Origin of the sequence: Croceitalea dokdonensis DOKDO 023 (assembly GCF_001306415.1) — a bacterium.
GTDB classification, from domain to species: domain Bacteria; phylum Bacteroidota; class Bacteroidia; order Flavobacteriales; family Flavobacteriaceae; genus Croceitalea; species Croceitalea dokdonensis.
The window spans coordinates 573,402-590,980 of the sequence record NZ_LDJX01000001.1 but is presented as its reverse complement, the minus strand read 5'-3'; the positions used below and the strand labels follow the sequence as shown (position 1 = coordinate 590,980).

16 protein-coding genes and 1 other RNA gene are annotated in these 17,579 nt (G+C 39.8%); 6 read left to right on the top strand and 11 right to left on the bottom strand.

Annotated features, from left to right (window positions below; all coding sequences use genetic code 11):
* Window positions 1-3: 3 nt before the first annotated feature.
* Complete coding sequence (locus I595_RS02495) at window positions 4-1,191, bottom strand: hypothetical protein (RefSeq protein ID WP_083467468.1); 1,188 nt, start codon at window positions 1,189-1,191, stop codon at window positions 4-6.
* 229 nt (window positions 1,192-1,420) lie between these two features.
* Between I595_RS02495 and I595_RS02490 the strand changes: the two genes are divergently transcribed.
* Complete coding sequence (locus tag I595_RS02490) at window positions 1,421-2,695, top strand: serine hydroxymethyltransferase (RefSeq protein WP_054557801.1); 1,275 nt, start codon at window positions 1,421-1,423, stop codon at window positions 2,693-2,695.
* Window positions 2,696-2,791: 96 nt separating this feature from the next.
* Here I595_RS02490 and I595_RS02485 read toward each other — a convergent pair whose 3' ends face one another.
* The 8 genes from I595_RS02485 to I595_RS02455 all read right to left on the bottom strand — a co-directional run bounded on the left by I595_RS02485 (window position 2,792) and on the right by I595_RS02455 (window position 10,804).
* Window positions 2,792-3,448 (bottom strand): hypothetical protein, encoded by a 657-nt coding sequence (locus I595_RS02485; protein WP_054557800.1) that lies wholly within the window; start codon window positions 3,446-3,448, stop codon window positions 2,792-2,794.
* A gap of 188 nt (window positions 3,449-3,636) precedes the next feature.
* Complete coding sequence (locus I595_RS02480; protein ID WP_054557799.1) at window positions 3,637-4,305, bottom strand: response regulator; 669 nt, start codon at window positions 4,303-4,305, stop codon at window positions 3,637-3,639.
* 16 nt (window positions 4,306-4,321) lie between these two features.
* The gene (locus I595_RS02475) at window positions 4,322-6,397 is read right to left on the bottom strand and encodes a tetratricopeptide repeat-containing sensor histidine kinase (protein WP_054557798.1); all 2,076 of its coding nucleotides are present in this window, start codon (window positions 6,395-6,397) and stop codon (window positions 4,322-4,324) included.
* Between the two features lie 101 nt (window positions 6,398-6,498).
* Entirely contained in the window at window positions 6,499-6,639 is a 141-nt protein-coding gene (locus tag I595_RS17300) for a hypothetical protein (protein ID WP_157449628.1), read from the bottom strand.
* A 149-nt stretch (window positions 6,640-6,788) separates the two neighbouring features.
* Window positions 6,789-7,514, bottom strand: coding sequence for a LytR/AlgR family response regulator transcription factor (locus I595_RS02470; protein WP_054557797.1), 726 nt, complete (start codon window positions 7,512-7,514; stop codon window positions 6,789-6,791).
* Window positions 7,515-7,803: 289 nt separating this feature from the next.
* On the bottom strand, window positions 7,804-9,360 hold the full coding sequence (locus I595_RS02465) for a hypothetical protein (RefSeq protein ID WP_054557796.1): 1,557 nt from the start codon (window positions 9,358-9,360) through the stop codon (window positions 7,804-7,806).
* Window positions 9,357-9,746 carry an acyl-CoA thioesterase gene (locus I595_RS02460; RefSeq protein WP_054557795.1) on the bottom strand — a complete coding sequence of 130 codons (390 nt, stop codon included), beginning with the start codon at window positions 9,744-9,746 and terminating at the stop codon, window positions 9,357-9,359. The genes I595_RS02465 and I595_RS02460 overlap by 4 nt, the downstream gene beginning before the upstream one ends.
* Entirely contained in the window at window positions 9,746-10,804 is a 1,059-nt protein-coding gene (locus I595_RS02455) for a glutaminyl-peptide cyclotransferase (RefSeq protein WP_054557794.1), read from the bottom strand. The genes I595_RS02460 and I595_RS02455 overlap by 1 nt, the downstream gene beginning before the upstream one ends.
* A gap of 79 nt (window positions 10,805-10,883) precedes the next feature.
* Between I595_RS02455 and ffs the strand changes: the two genes are divergently transcribed.
* The 3 genes from ffs (at window position 10,884) to fsa (ending at window position 12,815) form a co-directional block, all read left to right on the top strand.
* Window positions 10,884-10,982, top strand: an RNA gene (ffs, locus tag I595_RS17065) — signal recognition particle sRNA small type.
* A 251-nt stretch (window positions 10,983-11,233) separates the two neighbouring features.
* The gene (locus tag I595_RS02450; RefSeq protein WP_054557793.1) at window positions 11,234-12,040 is read left to right on the top strand and encodes an SDR family oxidoreductase; all 807 of its coding nucleotides are present in this window, start codon (window positions 11,234-11,236) and stop codon (window positions 12,038-12,040) included.
* Between the two features lie 118 nt (window positions 12,041-12,158).
* Window positions 12,159-12,815 carry a fructose-6-phosphate aldolase gene (gene fsa, locus I595_RS02445; protein ID WP_054557792.1) on the top strand — a complete coding sequence of 219 codons (657 nt, stop codon included), beginning with the start codon at window positions 12,159-12,161 and terminating at the stop codon, window positions 12,813-12,815.
* Between the two features lie 38 nt (window positions 12,816-12,853).
* Here the strand turns inward: fsa and I595_RS02440 are convergent, their stop codons facing one another.
* Window positions 12,854-14,272 carry a TlpA family protein disulfide reductase gene (locus tag I595_RS02440; RefSeq protein WP_054557791.1) on the bottom strand — a complete coding sequence of 473 codons (1,419 nt, stop codon included), beginning with the start codon at window positions 14,270-14,272 and terminating at the stop codon, window positions 12,854-12,856.
* A gap of 153 nt (window positions 14,273-14,425) precedes the next feature.
* On the opposite strand from I595_RS02440, the gene I595_RS02435 reads away from it, so the two are divergent.
* Window positions 14,426-16,054, top strand: a complete 1,629-nt coding sequence (locus I595_RS02435) for an ABC-F family ATP-binding cassette domain-containing protein (RefSeq protein ID WP_054557790.1) — start codon at window positions 14,426-14,428, stop codon at window positions 16,052-16,054.
* 15 nt (window positions 16,055-16,069) lie between these two features.
* On the opposite strand, the gene I595_RS02430 is transcribed toward I595_RS02435, so the two are convergent.
* Window positions 16,070-16,786, bottom strand: coding sequence for a hypothetical protein (locus I595_RS02430; protein ID WP_054557789.1), 717 nt, complete (start codon window positions 16,784-16,786; stop codon window positions 16,070-16,072).
* Window positions 16,787-17,004: 218 nt separating this feature from the next.
* On the opposite strand from I595_RS02430, the gene I595_RS02425 reads away from it, so the two are divergent.
* Window positions 17,005-17,574 carry a fasciclin domain-containing protein gene (locus I595_RS02425; RefSeq protein WP_054557788.1) on the top strand — a complete coding sequence of 190 codons (570 nt, stop codon included), beginning with the start codon at window positions 17,005-17,007 and terminating at the stop codon, window positions 17,572-17,574.
* Window positions 17,575-17,579: the final 5 nt, after the last annotated feature.

The following is a 17,579-nucleotide window of genomic DNA, read 5'->3' as shown; positions in this document are numbered from 1 at the left end:
TGATTAATCAAACCTGTTTCGGCTTAAAATACCCTTTAGCTTGTTTTTGATGTCTTCACCTGCATTATAGACCATCTGTTCATCTGTAGGAAAGGGAACTGCTGCCAGGTCCAATAAGGCAACCAAATCATTGTCCAGTGCCCTGCGGTCACCATCCACATTGGCATACATATGCTCAAAAATAAACTGGGTGTTTATAGGATAAGCATTTAAGACTTGACCGTTCTGTAAATCTAGGAAGCGCACTTTGGCTCCTACATCTGCCGTTTTAATTTGGGCAAAGCGATAAAAGTTACAGCGCACTTTTCGCATTTTATCTACCTTAATATCATTTCCCAAACTATCTTTTGCCACGTTACCGTTGGCATCAAGCACATATTCAAAGCCATCTTTTATGAGTTTTTCCTTAATTAACTGGGTTTCGTTAACACGTTCAGGGGAAATATTGATTTGTTGAAAATCTAGCTGCATTTCATAGTCATATACTATATCTTCGAGTGGATTCGTGTGGTATTCTGTCCATAAATCATTGATTCCAAAAGCATTAAAGTCCAACAATTCTGCTTCCAAGCGTGCGGGAATTACTTTGTCCGTGGCATTGGTTACGGCCACCTTTACAAAGGAAAGCCCTTTTTGATAGGCCTCCTCCATTTTACCATTAAGGCTGCCATACCCTGGGTTGATTTCAGAAAGGTATTTTAAATCATCATAGGCCTTTCTATAATCTAGCTTGGTTTGCGCATTTTCTAAGATTGCCGTGGCATTCTGATATAAAAAATCCGATAATTTATCTTTAGATGTTAAAATAGGGACATCGTAATTTTTAAAATTAAACCGTGCATTCCTATCTTCTGCATATACGGGAAGTGGGAGTAGGGGCTTTATGCGTTCTTGAACCTTGTTCAGGCCCACATAGGTTACATAAATTTTTTCCAAATGGGCTGGGTTTCCGTCCTTTTTCCAAAAGTTGATTTGTTGTAATTCCCGCTCCACTTTCTTTTCAAAGGCCTCTTCCAATAAATACACAAAATCTTGGTGGCCACGTTTGGTTTTGTTATCCCGCAACTGTTTTATGGAACGATTAATGGCGTTGTCATAGTCCCCGCTGTTTAAAGCCTCTTGGGTTCTTTTTACTCCTCCACAGGAAATCAGGAAAATAACCGCTAAAATGGTCGTGTATTTTTTTATCATGATGCTGCTATTTATTGGTGTAACTTTCAATTGGTATGCCAAATCGTTTCAATGGGTTAACGAAAAACGATGAACCGTAGTATAATTCCTATGAATTAATTGAATTAAGGTACCCAACACCTTAGTACCATTGTTAATTGTTATTTGATAAAATCACCGAATTTAGAAGCATTGGTAGCTCTGCGTTGATAGGGTATTTGTATTTTTGCAATCTAAAATTCAAATTCGTATGCAACGGGATACTTTGGTATTTGACCTGATAGAGAAGGAAAGGGAAAGACAGACAAACGGTATTGAACTAATTGCCTCGGAGAATTTTGCAAGCCCACAGGTAATGGAGGCCGCAGGTTCCGTGCTAACCAATAAATATGCGGAAGGTTATCCCGGAAAAAGGTATTATGGAGGTTGTGCCGTAGTAGATGAGGTAGAGCAATTGGCCATAGACCGCGCCAAAGAACTATTTGGTGCCGTTTATGCCAATGTGCAACCGCACTCAGGATCACAGGCCAATGCCTCCGTATATCACGCATGTCTGAAACCAGGAGACACTATTTTAGGGTTTGATTTATCCCATGGAGGGCACTTAACCCATGGATCTCCGGTTAATTTTTCGGGCAGGTTATACAGGCCAACATTTTATGGGGTTGATAGGGAAACGGGAAGGTTGGATTACGAGGCCATTGAGGAGATTGCCAACCGTGAGAAGCCTAAAATGATTATTGCCGGAGCCTCTGCCTATTCCAGGGACATAGATTTTAAAAGGTTTAGGGAAATTGCCGATAGTGTAGGCGCATTATTGTTGGCCGATATCTCACATCCATCCGGACTAATTGCCAAGGGTTTGCTCAATAATCCCATACCACATTGCCATATTGTTACCACAACCACACACAAGACACTAAGAGGACCTAGAGGTGGCTTAATTATGATGGGGGAGAATTTTGAAAACCCTTTTGGTATTCGGCTTAAGAATGGCAATCTTAGAAAAATGTCTGGACTGTTGGATTTGGCCGTTTTTCCTGGAAATCAGGGTGGGCCGTTGGAACATATTATCGCAGCCAAAGCGGTGGCTTTCGGGGAAGCATTAAGTGACCAATTCCTTGCCTACATGCAACAGGTGAAAGATAATGCATCGGCCATGGCAAAGGCTTTTATGGATAGGGATTACCAGGTGATTTCAGGAGGTACGGACAATCATATGATGTTGATAGACCTTAGAAATAAAAACATCACCGGTAAAGATGCCGAAAAGGCCTTGGAGCTGGCCGATATTACAGCAAACAAAAATATGGTTCCTTTTGATGACCAGTCACCATTTGTAACCTCAGGTATTCGTTTTGGAACCCCGGCAATTACCACAAGGGGTCTTAAAGAGCGTGATATGGAAACCATAGTGGGGTATATTGATGAAATCATCAAAGCTGCGCAAGACGAAAAACAAATTGTAGCGGTAAAGCATAAAGTGAATCAGCTTATGGCAAATAGGCCACTGTTCAACGCTTAACCAGACTTAAACGGAACGTTTTACTTTTTGGTTAAACCAGATGGGCAGTATCTTCGGACCTTATGGAACGATTAACGATTTTTAGCTTTATTCTATTTAGTCGTTTAAAAGGTAGAGTGAGGCGTCCTTCGCTTCTAAAATGACCTTATTCTCCACATCGTAAACGTAAGAATCTTGTTTTGAGGGGAAGTACAATTCCCAAAAGCGCATATAATCGTTTTCTGCTTTGTCAGGCGAGAATTTATGGTCGTTTCCGTAATGCCCACCATCTTCAAAAATTGGAACATAAATCTCATAAGGCAATTCGGATAGGCCTTTGGTTAGATACACATAGTTAGCACTAATGGTTCCCAACAGCTTGCAAAATTCATCAGGTATGCTATAGTCAAAAATTCTTGTGATGATAATGGAGGTGTCTCTAAGACAAATGGTTATTTCCTTAATATCCACAGGAAAAGTATTTTCATTTGCTAATTTCAACAGCTCTGACGCCAGGGAGGACGTCGCCTCCTGGGAATCATTACAATTACCCCAATTGCCATTATTAAGATGGAACAGGCTCTCGGTTAAGCAAAGATTACTTCGCAGGGTAATTACCAAATCAATTTTTTCCCTATTTGGTGTTGCATGTATGTTTGCATCCGCAAAAAAAAGACGTTCCAATGCCTTCTTAAACCCATAAAGTCCGTTGATGGAGTTGGCAGATGTACTATGTTTCTTAGAACCATAATCAAAATCGTCATAACCAGCCATTAGCAGCTATTTTAGTTTAGGACGAATTTAAAATCTTATTCAGGTTTACCCCTACATAATAACCTTAAAAATTCTGGGGTTTTTACCCAAAATCAGCCTTTTTAAGTTAAAAAAATGTTAAATAAAAATAAAATGAATTGATTTCTAAGGTTTGTGAACTGCTTTTAAAAAGAAATGAATGGTAAATACTAAATAAAACCTCTCTTTTTGGCCGCCACAATAAGCGATAGGTCGTTTTCCTTTTCGATTCCAAAAAGTGACTTTAAGTGGCGTTTCCTGTTTTCTATTGAAGAGGAGGATAAACCAACATATTGCTCCAAATCTTTGGTTTTGGTGCCTGTGGATATATGGTAGAGGATTTTCCTGTCGTTCTCGTCCAACTCAATCGTATTTGCCATTTTTTTTCTGATTGCGGCAAGGGCCTTTGCAGAATAGTATGGGGGTTCATACACCACTGTTTTCACTGCCTCTTCCAAAGATCTGGGGTCTATGTCCGTCTTTACCATGTAGCCGTCAGGATCCACGGATTTTAAGATGCTATTGATTCGGTAATTATCACTAAAGGAAGACATAAAGACAATCTTTGAGGAAGGGGATAATTTCCTTGCCAGCAGGCCCAAGTCCTCGCCGGTATGTGGTTGTTGCTCATTAGGCGGAAACAGTTGTACATCTAAAAAGATGATATCATACCTGAATGAGTATACGGATTCTTCAATTTTATCCTTTCCACCTTCATAGGTGTTTGCCGTATCTACCAAAATGTTGTAATCATCAAATACAATACGTTCCAGAATGAACTTATAACCCAACATGGTCATTTCGTGATCGTCAACGGCTAAAATTCGTAATGTTTTCATGTGCTTTGTTTTGGTGCTAAGCAGGCTGTTTGCTGGTTTGGGGATAAACGATGCTGGTTTCGCTTGGTTTTTTAAAGGTGACTTTTATTTGCGTCCCTTTACTCGGTAGGGAGGTGATATGTAATAGTCCTGATAATTTTTTTGTTCTGGAATGGATGTTTTTGAACCCTATCCCTGTTTTATTGGCTTTGCTATTAAAACCGATACCGTCATCTGTTATTGTTAAAGTTAAGTTTTTTTTCTCACTATGGAAACCTACGCTGATATTTTTGCAGTTTGAGTGCTTTATGCAGTTGCTCAACCCTTCTTGAATAATACGGTAGCTATTTATTTTTGTTTCGCTGGGCAGACCGTCCCAATTAAAATCCTCACTATGGTCAAAAGCAATGCTGATATCCTTGGAGGCAGTTTTGGTATTGTCTATCAATTCTTGGATGGAACGCATGAAATTATCTACTTTTCCATAGGATGCCTCGTTAAGTTCATGGGAAATGGTCCTGATTTCCTCTTCTACTTCCTGCAATTTGTCAATAAGCCCCGCACGTTGCTGTATAGAGTCCTCATCCGTTCTATCATTTAGGCCGCTCATAATTAACCGTATTCCCAACATCTGCCCTAAAATACCATCGTGCAACTCTTCGGACATTCTTTTTTGTTCGGATTTTTTACCTTCCTCCAGTTTCTCTTTTTGGCTCAACAGTAATTTGTATATCTCCTGGTTGCTTTCCTGCTGTTTTTGTTTAAATAGTAGTTTTTGGTTTTTGATGCGTTGCACCACAATGGTAACCACCCCCAGACCGGCCACGATTATGGCCAGCACTAAGCCGGCATAAAGTTCATTACGTTTTTTTAGCTTGGCATTGTTGGCAATGACATCATCCGTCTCCATACGTATCAACGCAAATTTTTCTTGGATGTCACTCTCCTTTTGGGCAATTTCTTTGGCCAGCCTAAAATAATCTTTTGCATGCGCTGTACTGTGCTCTTTATCCATTAATGTTAAAAACTGTAGCGAACTCAACAGCCGTTCATTGTTTTGTGTGGTTTGTGCGATGCTTTTTGCCTGGGAGGCCGCTGCTATACTATTTATCGTATCCCCTTCTTTGGCCCATATCCGCGCCAAGTATTCATAGTTCCTAGCTTTTGCATAGTTGTTTTCAATACTGTCAAGAATTTGATTGGACGTACGGAGATCAATCAAGGCTTCCTCTTTAGATAGGGCTCCGCTCAAATATCCAGCATATCCTCGGCTTGCTAATAGTTTTGCATACCTTAGGGTTTTAGTTTGCAAAAAGCTTTTCTCATTTACCAAGGAATCAAATTGGATGAATGCGGTATGATATTCTTTTTTACTGAGGTAAACCGATGCCATGTTGTTGGCATTGATAAATGCGTGCAAAGCTTGTTTGGACTTCTGGGATTTGGAAATAAAAGATTTTGCCTTTTGGTGATACGCCAAGGATTTATCAAAGCGGTTCAGGTCTTTTTGGGTGATGGCCAAGGAATTATAGGCATTAAAAAGCCGGTCTGTTCGTTGGGTTGTTTCAAAATAATTGATGGCTTCCACTTGGTCTCGTTCCGCCCCAAAGTAATCCTTGATGCCATTTTTAAGATTGGCAATGTCCAGCAAAACCACGCCTGGGTAGTGGGTAGCGGTGTCTTCAAGTGGAATTTCCGTAAATATTCCGTAGGCTTTTTGGTAGTGGTAAAAGGCGCTGTCCGGCAAGCTACGTTTTAAAAAATCGGCCAAATCCCAATGGGCCACACCTTTGGCATAGGCTGTAGTTTGGTTAATGGGCAGGTCTAGCACCCTTCTGTTATAGGTTCTAAAAAGAGCGGAATCGCCAGAACGTAAGGTTGCGGAGGATAATAGATGCAGTTGTTCTGGGGAGCTGCTTTGGTAAAATTCCCAAAGTTCGCTGGCAATGTTGGCTTTATCCAAAGTTTTTAAGGAATCTGGGGCACGCAAAGCCTGTAATAGACTTTCTGGCTCCGTATTTTTGGGGTTCTTGGCTGCCCCATCTTGGCCATAGATGGTTGTAAGCTCCCCATTAGCCAACAGCAAAACAAGTAAATAGACCCCAAATCTCATACCCAAATAAATACGAATGTAACGTTTTACTTACATACAAGATACAAAAAAACCCCTAACCTTTAATTTAGGGGTTCATATTCGTGGTTATCGTTATCCGTTTAGTCTCGGCTATTATCCGTCATGTCATCATCACTTGCGTTGATGTACAACTGCTCATCTTCCGCTGCGGTATCATTGGTGCAAGAAAAGAATCCTAAGGTCATTACGGCTACTGCTACTATACTAACTACTTTTTTCATGATTTTAATTTTTAGGTGAATTAATTTGTTCTTTATTATAGCTGCAAGCTAAAGTCATTTGGCATTTTACGGAATGAACTAGAGCATGTTGTAGTATTTTTCCTAGAAGTATGAGTAAATGGTCTAGTTCTGCAAGAATTTAAGAATGCCTATTGGTTTAAGGCATTTTTGGAAAGTAGCTGTTTAAGATTGTCTATACGGTCTTTGTAAGATTTGGAAAAGGGAAGTTTATGCTCTTGGTCGCGAAGGGTACAGGTAGACTTTCCATAGTCTATCCTAGAGACGTATTTTATATTTAGAATATAACTTTGATGGATACGGATAAAGTTATTGGGCAGCTGCTCTTCAAAGGTTTTTAAGGTTTTGTAGGCGCTTATCTTGGAACCGTTCTTCATTACAAAGTCTGTGGTGTTATTGTCCGCTTTTAGGTATAAAATTTCATTGGTATCCAAATAATGGTAATCCCGGTAGGTTTTTAAACAAAGTGTAGCGGGGACACTTTCCTTGGGCATTTGCTTTCTTAGTTTAAAGATGGTCTTACGGACTTCAAACTCATTGTAGGGACTTAACCAGTAATCAAAGAATCCATGTTTTATGGCGTCATAGCTATGCGTCTTTGTTTTTGATACCGCAATTAATACAGGTAAGCGCTGCATGTATTGGTGCAGTTCCGATACCATTTTTAAGAGGCTTGCCGTATGTTCATTTAAATGGACGATCACTACGTCCGGTAGGAACTTTAAGATTTGGTTAAGCCCATCTTCCGCATGCGCTGCGGTGGTAACACAGCTAAAATCAGTGTACGGCTCAAGAATTGCTTGGAGCTGTAACGCACTTGTTGCATTGGAATCAATAATGGTAAATGTGTAATCCATACCTTTAAATACCTCATTACCAAATTACTAATGCTTATTGAGAATGGGTTAAACGTTTACCACAAAAAAACTATGGGTTTTCTATAAAAATACGTTCCGTTATCCGCTGTATATGTTGATTTCCGCAACCAACAAAATATCCCTTGGATTTAATTTTCCACAAGCGATGCAAAGGGGAAATTGTATCCAGAACCTTTGCAACACGCACGGGTTCTTGATACCAATCTTTGCTTGTATAAAAATTCATCCTAGGTGAAAACATGTATAAAAATGCCAAAGAGTTATGGCCTTATTCTTGCAAAAGAAATTGATATGCCCCTAAATCCGGTCGCTCCGTTCTGTTGTTTCCCAAGATATCCAAAGGTACGGAAGTAGCCGTATCCATATCCCCAAGACCTAGGATTTGGGAGGTGTCATCCAAGCGAAAGTCTCCAGATGTGGGTTGTACAAAACCAATGTTACGGTTCAAAAATGGGTTGACAAAGGAAGGATTACCGTTAAAGTCCAATAGTGGAGTAGTACCGGTATCCACACCATCCGTATCATACTTAATGGAACAGTTTACAAATGAAATTTGGAATCCGGCCTCTGGGTTGCCCAACAGACTTATTTCACGGTTACGGTTTCCGTCTATGATACAATTGGCAAAACTAGCCAGTGCCAAATCCTCAACCAAAATGGTGGTGTCGTCCAAAGCTAAAAAATTATCAAGCTTTAGGGCAGGGGCACTTCTAAATCCGTTCACCCAGTAGTTGGCAATGGTACAATGTTTAAAATGATAAGCTCCCCCTAGATTCCCATACACGGAGGCGTCCCCAGCATTGCCAAATACGCAATTAGTGGCCTCAACCATGCTGCTAAGGCTCCAAAGGTTGTGAAGGCTGCTGTTCAAAATTTGTGAATTAGAAATGGTGAGGTTTATAACGTCAGTATCAGTATCAGTACCTCCTTCCACGAACAAACCTAATGTAGCATTTTTGAGGGTTAAATAAGCGATTGAATTATTTTCGCTACCGGCAGCCAGCCATACTGTTCCCCATTGCCCTGGCACATCATTAAATTCTGGTTCTAAACGGTCTCCTTCAAAAATTACCTCATTTTCCAGTAGTTCGGGGTCTTCGCTCAACGCTCCGTTAATGGTGACACGAGCTTGGTTACCCACCAACAAGCCCGAATTTTCATGAAAATGTACCCTTGTGCCCGCCTCAATATTGAGGGTGCTATTGGGAGGAACAGCGGCATAACCATAAATTACGTAGGGCTTTTCATTCGTAAATTCAAGCTCCTGGTCATCCAAGAAAAACCCCTCTAAACGCAGTTCGTTTCCTTGTGCATCGTTTCCTAAAACTAAGGTTTCCGTTACCCCAAAGCTATCCCGCTCAGGATACAGAAATATGGCATCCTTTATCAAGGTAACCAAAGGAATCTGTTGGGTGTTGGTGGTGCCTTGGAAAACAAGGGCATCCGTGTATAAAAAATTAGTTTGTTCCTGTGTGGACACATCAAAAGTCACTTCAATAAAAATAAACAGGCTATCCTTTGCCAATAGTGGAATGTTTTCAAAATTCCGTCCAGCTTCTCCATCAACATTTAGTCGATACCCACTGGATTCTCCATTTTCTAACCTAATGGAAGGTATATAAATGTCTTCATCATCAGGATTGAACACTTTTAAACTGTAGGTACTGCTCCCTATATTGGTGAATACCGTATCCAAATACACCGTATCCTTGGAAAAAATTAAATTTCCAGGACTTGGGTTAAAATCAAAGTCTTTTCTACAAGACCCTAGTCCTAAGATTAAGAGGAACAGCGGCGGAATTAGGATGTATGCTTTTGGTCTCAATTGTTGAATAGATTCTGAATTTCATTGGGCACCCTGGTAGGCAGCAAGGTTTCTGGGTGCAAAAGGCACCACGAGGTCAGGGATGTAACCACCTTTTCTTGGGTGTTTAGATTTTTCATCTCTACCTGCCTATTGGACAATGCCCCTTTTGTGGAAAGTATCTTAGTGGTCAATTCCAAGACATCCCCCAAATAAGCTGGACTGTAATAGGTAATGTTATGGTTACGCACCACCCAAATATAGGAAGCAATGGAATTGCCATTTACTACGCTTTGCCAATGCTCTTTGGAAATTTCCTGAATCCATTCCACATACCTTACGTTGTTTACATGCCCTAGATCATCCAAATCGGTACTGCTTACCGTTATTTTTTTGGTGTGGAACATTAGGGCATTTTTTTGATGATGTTCACTTCAAAAAGGGTATCCCAGTTTTTTCCTGTTACAAAAAAGGTGTCCCGTTCTGGATGGTAGGCAACGCCGTTCAATACGGAGTTGGCATCGTCCCAATTCCCATCTTTTTTCACCTTATCCTTTAATCCACCAAAATTGATTACTCCTTCTATGGCACCACTGTTGGCGTCCAAAATCATCATGCTCTCTTTTCCATACACATTGGCATAAAGCTTTCCATCCACAAATTCCAGCTCATTGGCCCTATTGAATAAAGAGGTGTTGGTGGCGATTTCCAAATGCCCCTCCTCTGCCAAGGTTGTAGGGTCAAGAAACCATATTTTCTCTGTTCCATCACTTTTAAAAAGTTTTTGTCCGTCATTGGCCAAGCCCCAACCTTGCTTGCTTTCTCCGTAGTTAAACGTGCTGGTTTGCTCAAAACTGTCTTTGTCATACACATAGCCGACGCCACTTTGCCAGGTTAAAAGAAAAATCTTGTCATCAAGTATGGTAAGCCCTTCCCCAAATACCTTTGGGTCCAAGTCTATCTTCTGTAAGATTTCTCCGGTTTCAAAATCTACTTTCCTCAATGTGGATGCACCTACTTTGCCTGTGCTTTCGTACAAAAACCCTTCATTGAATTCCAAACCCTGGGTGTAGGCTTTTGTATCGTGCGGATAGGTGTTGACAATGGAATAGGTATACACCTCTGGGGCCTTATTGGAGAGTACGATAATATCTTTGCTAATTTCAATAATGGCATCATTGTAGCTAAAATTTGCCTTCAATGATTTTCTTCCCAATCCTTTGGTGTTAATGGTGATTTTATTATTGCTTATGGGCAGGGTTTCGCCGTCCAACGTATAGGTTACCGTGCCCATTTCTTTTTGTTTTTTGTTAAGGATGGTAATGCCTATGGTCTCCCCATTTTTAATACTACTTTTTTTGTTTTGAAGCTGAATTTCAAACAATTGGGAGGGCGGTAAATTTTCCCCGCAAGATTTCATTAAAAAGAAAAGAAATAGGATACAGGAATATTTCATTGTTTTCATGGGATGTTCAATAGTTTAGATAGCCAAATTAAGGATGTCATTTGATTGCAACAAATTTAAAAGATTGTATATTTGCCATTGGCAAGTCCTACACGACCAGCTCCTGCAAAATCCCCCAGGGTGGGAACGCAGCAAGGGTATGCGGTCGTAGCGGTGCGATGTAGGTAGCTTGCCTTTTTTTATGCCCTAAATCCAAGGGTGTAAATCCGCAGAACATTTGAAAGAGGGGTTGGAATAATGATGTATTTTCCCTAGCTTCTAGGTTGTTTGGTATTGCCATGCTTGCCACTTTCAATGACTGTTTCCCCTTAACCCTTTTTTGGTGAGAAGAACCAATACCTACTTTGCTTAGGAGCTCAATACCTCATATGTGCCAACAATTGTTCCATGCATATCATCCTTTAATATGGCTTTGTTTATTTTTGTACGATGGGCAAGAAAATAGTATTTATCACTGGTGGTTCTTCCGGAATTGGCAAGGCAACGGGAATGTATTTGAAATCCAAGGGATACAAGGTATATGGGACAACCCGAGAACCATCTAAATATCCCAATTTTTCTCATTTTGAACTTGTACAACTAAATGTAACTGATGCCAATAGTATTGTCAAGGCTGTTGAGCATGTCATAGCCAAGGAAGGCCGCATAGATGTTTTGGTGAATAATGCAGGAGTGGGCATTACAGGTCCCGTTGAGGAAACCCCAATAACCGAAATTAATAATGCTTTTAACGTAAACTTAAATGGCCCTATCCGTGTGGCCAATGCAGTTATGCCACATATGCGTGCTGCAAACTATGGTCTTATCATTAATATTACCTCCATTGCAGGGTATATGGGCCTGCCATATAGGGGTATTTACTCTGCCACCAAAGGGGCATTGAATATTGTTACGGAGGCCATGCGCATGGAATTAAAAGAATTTGGGATTCAGATGACCTCTTTGGCACCAGGTGATTTTGCCACCAATATCAGTGCGGGCCGTTATCATGCCCCTATTCTCGAAACTTCTCCATACACCAATTATGAAAAGTCGTTACGTCTCATCAATGAGCATGTTTCTAGTGCGGCCGATCCTATTTTGGTGGCGCAAAAAATATATCACATCATCAATACTAAAAAAGTTAAGGTACACTACAGGGTTGGAGATTTTACGCAACGCTTTTCGTTGATTTTAAAACGTTTATTGCCCGATAAACTATATGAAAGACTATTGCTTAACCATTATAAGTTGTAGTTTTACGTCTTAAAACGGTGGGTAAAAGAGTTACACGTATAAGGACTTTTTAACCCCGAATATTTGTTTGTTGAACGTAGTTCAATCAATTAACTCTTAAACGAAAAACCAATAGCCTATGAAATTTTTTATTGATACTGCAAATCTTGCTCAAATCAAAGAAGCCCAAGATTTAGGGGTACTGGATGGCGTAACCACCAATCCTTCCCTAATGGCCAAGGAAGGTATTACGGGAACCGAGAATATTTTAAAACATTATGTGGATATCTGTACCATTGTTGATGGGGATGTTTCCGCGGAGGTGGTTTCCACAGATTTTGATGGGATGGTGAAAGAGGGAGAGGCGTTGGCCAAACTACACGATCAAATTGTTGTAAAGATTCCCATGATTCGTGATGGTGTTAAAGCACTTAAATATTTTTCAGATAAAGGTATACGTACCAATTGTACCCTTATTTTTTCCGCGGGCCAAGCCCTCTTGGCGGCTAAAGCGGGAGCAACCTATGTATCTCCCTTTTTGGGGAGGTTGGACGATATTTCAACAGACGGCCTTAACCTAATTGCTGAAATTCGTTTAATCTATGACAATTATGCGTTCAATACCCAAATATTGGCCGCCTCCATAAGACATACAATGCACGTTATAGACTGTGCCAAGTTAGGCGCTGACGTCATGACAGGGCCCTTATCATCTATTGAAGGACTATTAAAACATCCACTTACGGATATTGGTTTAGAGAAATTTTTAGCAGATTATAGAAAAGGGAATCAATAGCACCCAAAAGCTAGGTTTATCCATTAAATAAGCCTTGGTCAATTTACGGCCAGGGCTTTTTGGGTTTTTGGTTGGAATGATTTAAAAATGTTTGCAAAGCCATCTACTATAATGGAGTCTTTGGCAATTACACATTTGTTTAAATTATCGATAAGGAGCGTTTGTTGGATTTTGTCAAAATCACCGCCCCAAAATTGTTCATGTTCATTTAAGCCTTGCTCCTTTATCAAAGACGCCCATTGTTTTTTGCCTGTTTTTAAGCTGATGCCTACAAATTGGTGGTCTGGATAATCCTGCTTTAATTTAGAAAGGCGCCTGGTAACGTTTCTAAAATGTCTTTTCCTAGATGCCGTCCAAAAATAAAAAACCGTAGTATGTTGCTTGGAGATACTTTTAAGCGTTACACTTTGTCCTTCTGCGTTTTGAACAATGATATTGGGCAAACTTTTATTTTCCTGAAGTTCTTCAATGGCTGTAAAAAGCTGTACAATTTCATTTTTATGGCCTGAATTATTTGAAAGCTTATGGAACTTATCTATGAAGGTATAGGTATCTCCATCAATCTTGTGGATGTTCAATAAATAATCTACGGCCACATTTCTAAAAAGATTGTCCCTTAAATCCTTATTTTCTACTAGGCTATCAATGAGCTGTATTTTATGCTTGTTAAGGTGTAAATGTTTGTTTTCCCCACCTTTAATCATCGATTTACAATTATTTTGGCAACTCATATAAGAAAGATTGCCAAAATGGTTGATCATAAATTCATAATACGGTCTAAAAAAAGCCAACTCCGCATTATTAAAATCAAGTTTTGATCGATAATCATAAAAAGAGGAATCTAAAGCGTGTAGAATAGACTCATTACTACTTTTTTTATGGTAAAATGGGTATTTTTCTTTGTAAATGTAGCTGTTGTAGTCTATTGTTGCCCTGGCCATGGCATATGCGTTGGAAGACAAATCTTCTCCTATAATCAGGTTGTGCAACTCTTCAATTTTTTGTTCCCGTAGGGAGTCTATTTTAAAATCAAATTCTTTGGGGGACAATTTGTAAAAGGATTGAATCAATTGCTCCTCATCTTCATAATTCAAGAACATCTCTATCATAAAGTTATTCACTTGCTCGTTGGTACCAGAAAACACCAATGATTCATCAAAAGCCATGGTATTTAAACGAATCAGCATGCTATCACCTTTTTCAAGAAAGACGTATTGTTGTTCTGGATTATGGTCAAAATGATGCAGACCTTCATCAATATCCAAAAGGGTAAAATTGAACCTGTTGTTTTCATCCAAACGGGCAGAATCTACAACTTGGTCGTTTTTGTACAATACCACATATTCGTTGGTTGGGTTTACGATTTGCCCAGAAAGTATTACAGCTTCGGAACTGCTTCGTTCAGATTGACAACTCAGAAATACCAGGAAAAAAATTAAGGGTAAAAATCTTATCATATAAAACAATCCATCAACAAATCTATGAATCGGTCAACCCTATTGCTGTTAAGGCCTAGTTAAATAATGTTAAGCATTTCTTGTTTAGGATTTGCGCTATGCTGTTGTGCTAGCCTTAGGTTTTCCGTACTTTTGCAAAAATATTAGAGGGATATGTTATCAGTTTCAAATTTATCGGTTCAGTTTGGGAAAAGGGTTCTTTTTGATGAAGTAAACGTAGCTTTTACCCACGGCAACTGCTATGGCATCATAGGTGCCAATGGCGCTGGAAAATCTACTTTTTTAAAGATTCTGGCAAAGAAACAAGATCCCACCTCTGGGCACGTGCATTTGGAACCTGGAAAGCGTATGTCCGTTTTGGAACAGAACCATAATGCGTATGATGCCAATACCGTTTTGGAGTCCGTTGTGATGGGCAACACCCCCCTTTTTGAAATCAAGAACCAAATTGATGCGCTTTATGCGGACTATACTGATGAAAATGCAGAAAAGATAGGGGAATTGCAGGTACAATTTGAAGAGATGGATGGTTGGAACGCCGAGAGTAATGCCGCAGCATTGTTATCTAACCTGGGTATTACGGAAGACCTACACTATACCATCATGGCAGATTTGGACAGTAAATTAAAGGTGCGTGTGCTATTGGCACAGGCGCTTTTTGGTAATCCTGATGTATTGGTAATGGATGAGCCTACGAATGATTTGGATTATGATACTATTAGTTGGTTAGAGAATTTTTTGGCCAATTATGATAATACGGTCATTGTGGTTTCCCATGATAGGCATTTTCTAGATGCCGTATGCACCCATATTGCAGATATTGATTTTGGTAAAATCAATCTTTATTCCGGAAATTATACATTTTGGTACGAAAGTAGCCAACTGGCTGCACGCCAACGTGCCCAGCAAAATAAAAAATCAGAGGAAAAAGCCAAGGAACTTCAAGAGTTTATACAACGTTTTAGTGCAAATGTTGCAAAAAGCAAACAGGCTACATCTAGGCGCAAAATGCTGGACAAGTTAAAGATTGACGACATTAAGCCCTCTAGCCGGCGTTATCCTGCCATTATCTTTGACCGCGAGCGCGAGGCGGGAGACCAAATACTTAACGTGGAAAAACTGACTGCGACCACGGAAGAGGGAGAGCTACTTTTTAAGGACGTTAGCATAAATCTAGCAAAAGGGGACAAGGTGGCATTGATTTCCAAGGATTCTAGGGCAACAACGGCATTTTATCAAATTGTTTCAGGTGCCAAAAACCAAAATGGGGGTAGTTTTCAATGGGGAGTTACCACAACACAGTCTTACCTTCCTGCGGATAACGATACATATTTTCAGGACGATATGAACCTGGTGGATTGGTTGCGGCAATGGACCAAAACGGAAGAGGAAAGGGAAGAGGTTTATGTTCGTGGATTTTTGGGCAAAATGCTTTTTAGTGGAGAGGAAGCGTTAAAGAAATGCACCGTACTTTCTGGTGGGGAAAAGGTAAGGTGCATGTTAAGCCGCATGATGCTCTTGCGAGCCAATGTCCTGATGTTGGACGAACCTACCAACCACTTAGATTTGGAAAGTATAACTGCTTTTAATAACTCCTTAAAGAATTTTAAGGGTACTGTCCTATTAACCACGCACGACCATGAATTTGTGCAGACTGTGACCAACCGCGTTATTGAACTTACACCCAATGGAACTATTGATAGGTATTTGAGCTTTGATGAATATATGTCTGACAAATCCATCAAAGCCCATCGTGAAAAGCTATATACCGTGTCCGTTTAACAAATTTTACTTTGTTTAGGCATTAAAATACTTGCTGTCCCAAATTATCGGGTTAAAGTTTTTACCCAAAGCAAAACCATAGAAGATGACCACCGCGGCAATGGATTTAAACATAAAAAAGAAAATAATCCAAAATTCCGCAGCACTGGCCGTTTTGGAAAAAAGCCCACTGGGCACCAATAAGGTAGCAAAGTAACTTATAACTAGGGTTACTAAGGCTAAATTGACCACATTTTTAAAGGGCCATACCATAATTCTTCTCAATGGGTGTAGGTCGTTGCCCCATTTGTGGATTAAATAGTAATACCCATTGCCTATAGGCGCAAACAAAAGCGGATCGTCCTTATCCTCCAATTTAAAGAGTTTGGAAGGGGCCATGATTTTAAATCCTTTAAGCTCAATATTGTGTGCCCTTTCCAATTGCTTTACCTTTTGGATACCTTCCTGTGGAATTTCTCCCTTAAAATATTTGGAATCCAAAAAGCGTAATCTGTAATCAACACAAATTTTCTTTATGTCGTTAATATGGTAAATCTTATCCGTTTCCAACAGGTCAAACTCAAAAGGATTGGAGGTAACTTTGGAGGGGGAGCCAAGACGTTTGGCTATCAACTCCTCCTTCATGTCGTCCTGTTTTAAAATAGAGTGCACTTCTTTTAAAACAACATCAGAATCATGGGAATTGGATACGCGTTGTAGTGCACGCTCAATGTTCGTGTTACGGAATATCATATTTTCTTTTTTAGCAATTACCCAAAGTTAAGGAATGTTGAATATCAAAAAAAAGCACAGCACTAATTTCAAAAGTTAAAAAAATGTTAATAATAATACGACATGGCATAATTTCATGAGATGGTTTAAGAAAAAAGTTATCTTGGCGATGAAATAAGGCCGTTCGTCGAGAACCGGATGTAAGCCCTTGTTTTTGCTCCAAATAAATTAGAACACTTATGAAATTCCCCCAACAAGCGCTGGTATCGCTTCTATGCTATTTTTCTATCTCTTATTGTGCTGCGCAGACAAAAAACTTGGTTGCCCTAACACCCATGGCGTTTGCCTTGGAGAAAGATGAAAACCTGCTGCAGACCACTGCCAATACCAACGACTTGCGAACCCTGTATACGACATTGGAAAAAGTGAACCTATCCTCTTTATTGGAAGAAGAAGGTCCGTTTACGTTCTTTACACCAAATAACAATGCTTTTAAACATTTGATTCATATAGGATTAGAGGATTTGCTCATGGAAGAAAATCTTCCTAAACTTAAAGCCATTCTCTCCCATCACATCATTAAAGGGCAGTTGAGTGCTGCCCAGATGTTAAAACAATTGACTAATAACGGCGGAGCTGTCACTTATGAAACACTACACGGAACTAAAATTTATGCGGTTTTCAAAGACGGGGAGATCCTAATACAGGATGGTTTTGGTAATTGCGCTAAAATCGTCAAGGCAGATTTGAACCGCTCCAATGGCATTATCCACAAGGTAGATCATCTTGTTTTTCCTTCTAACTTTTAGACCAA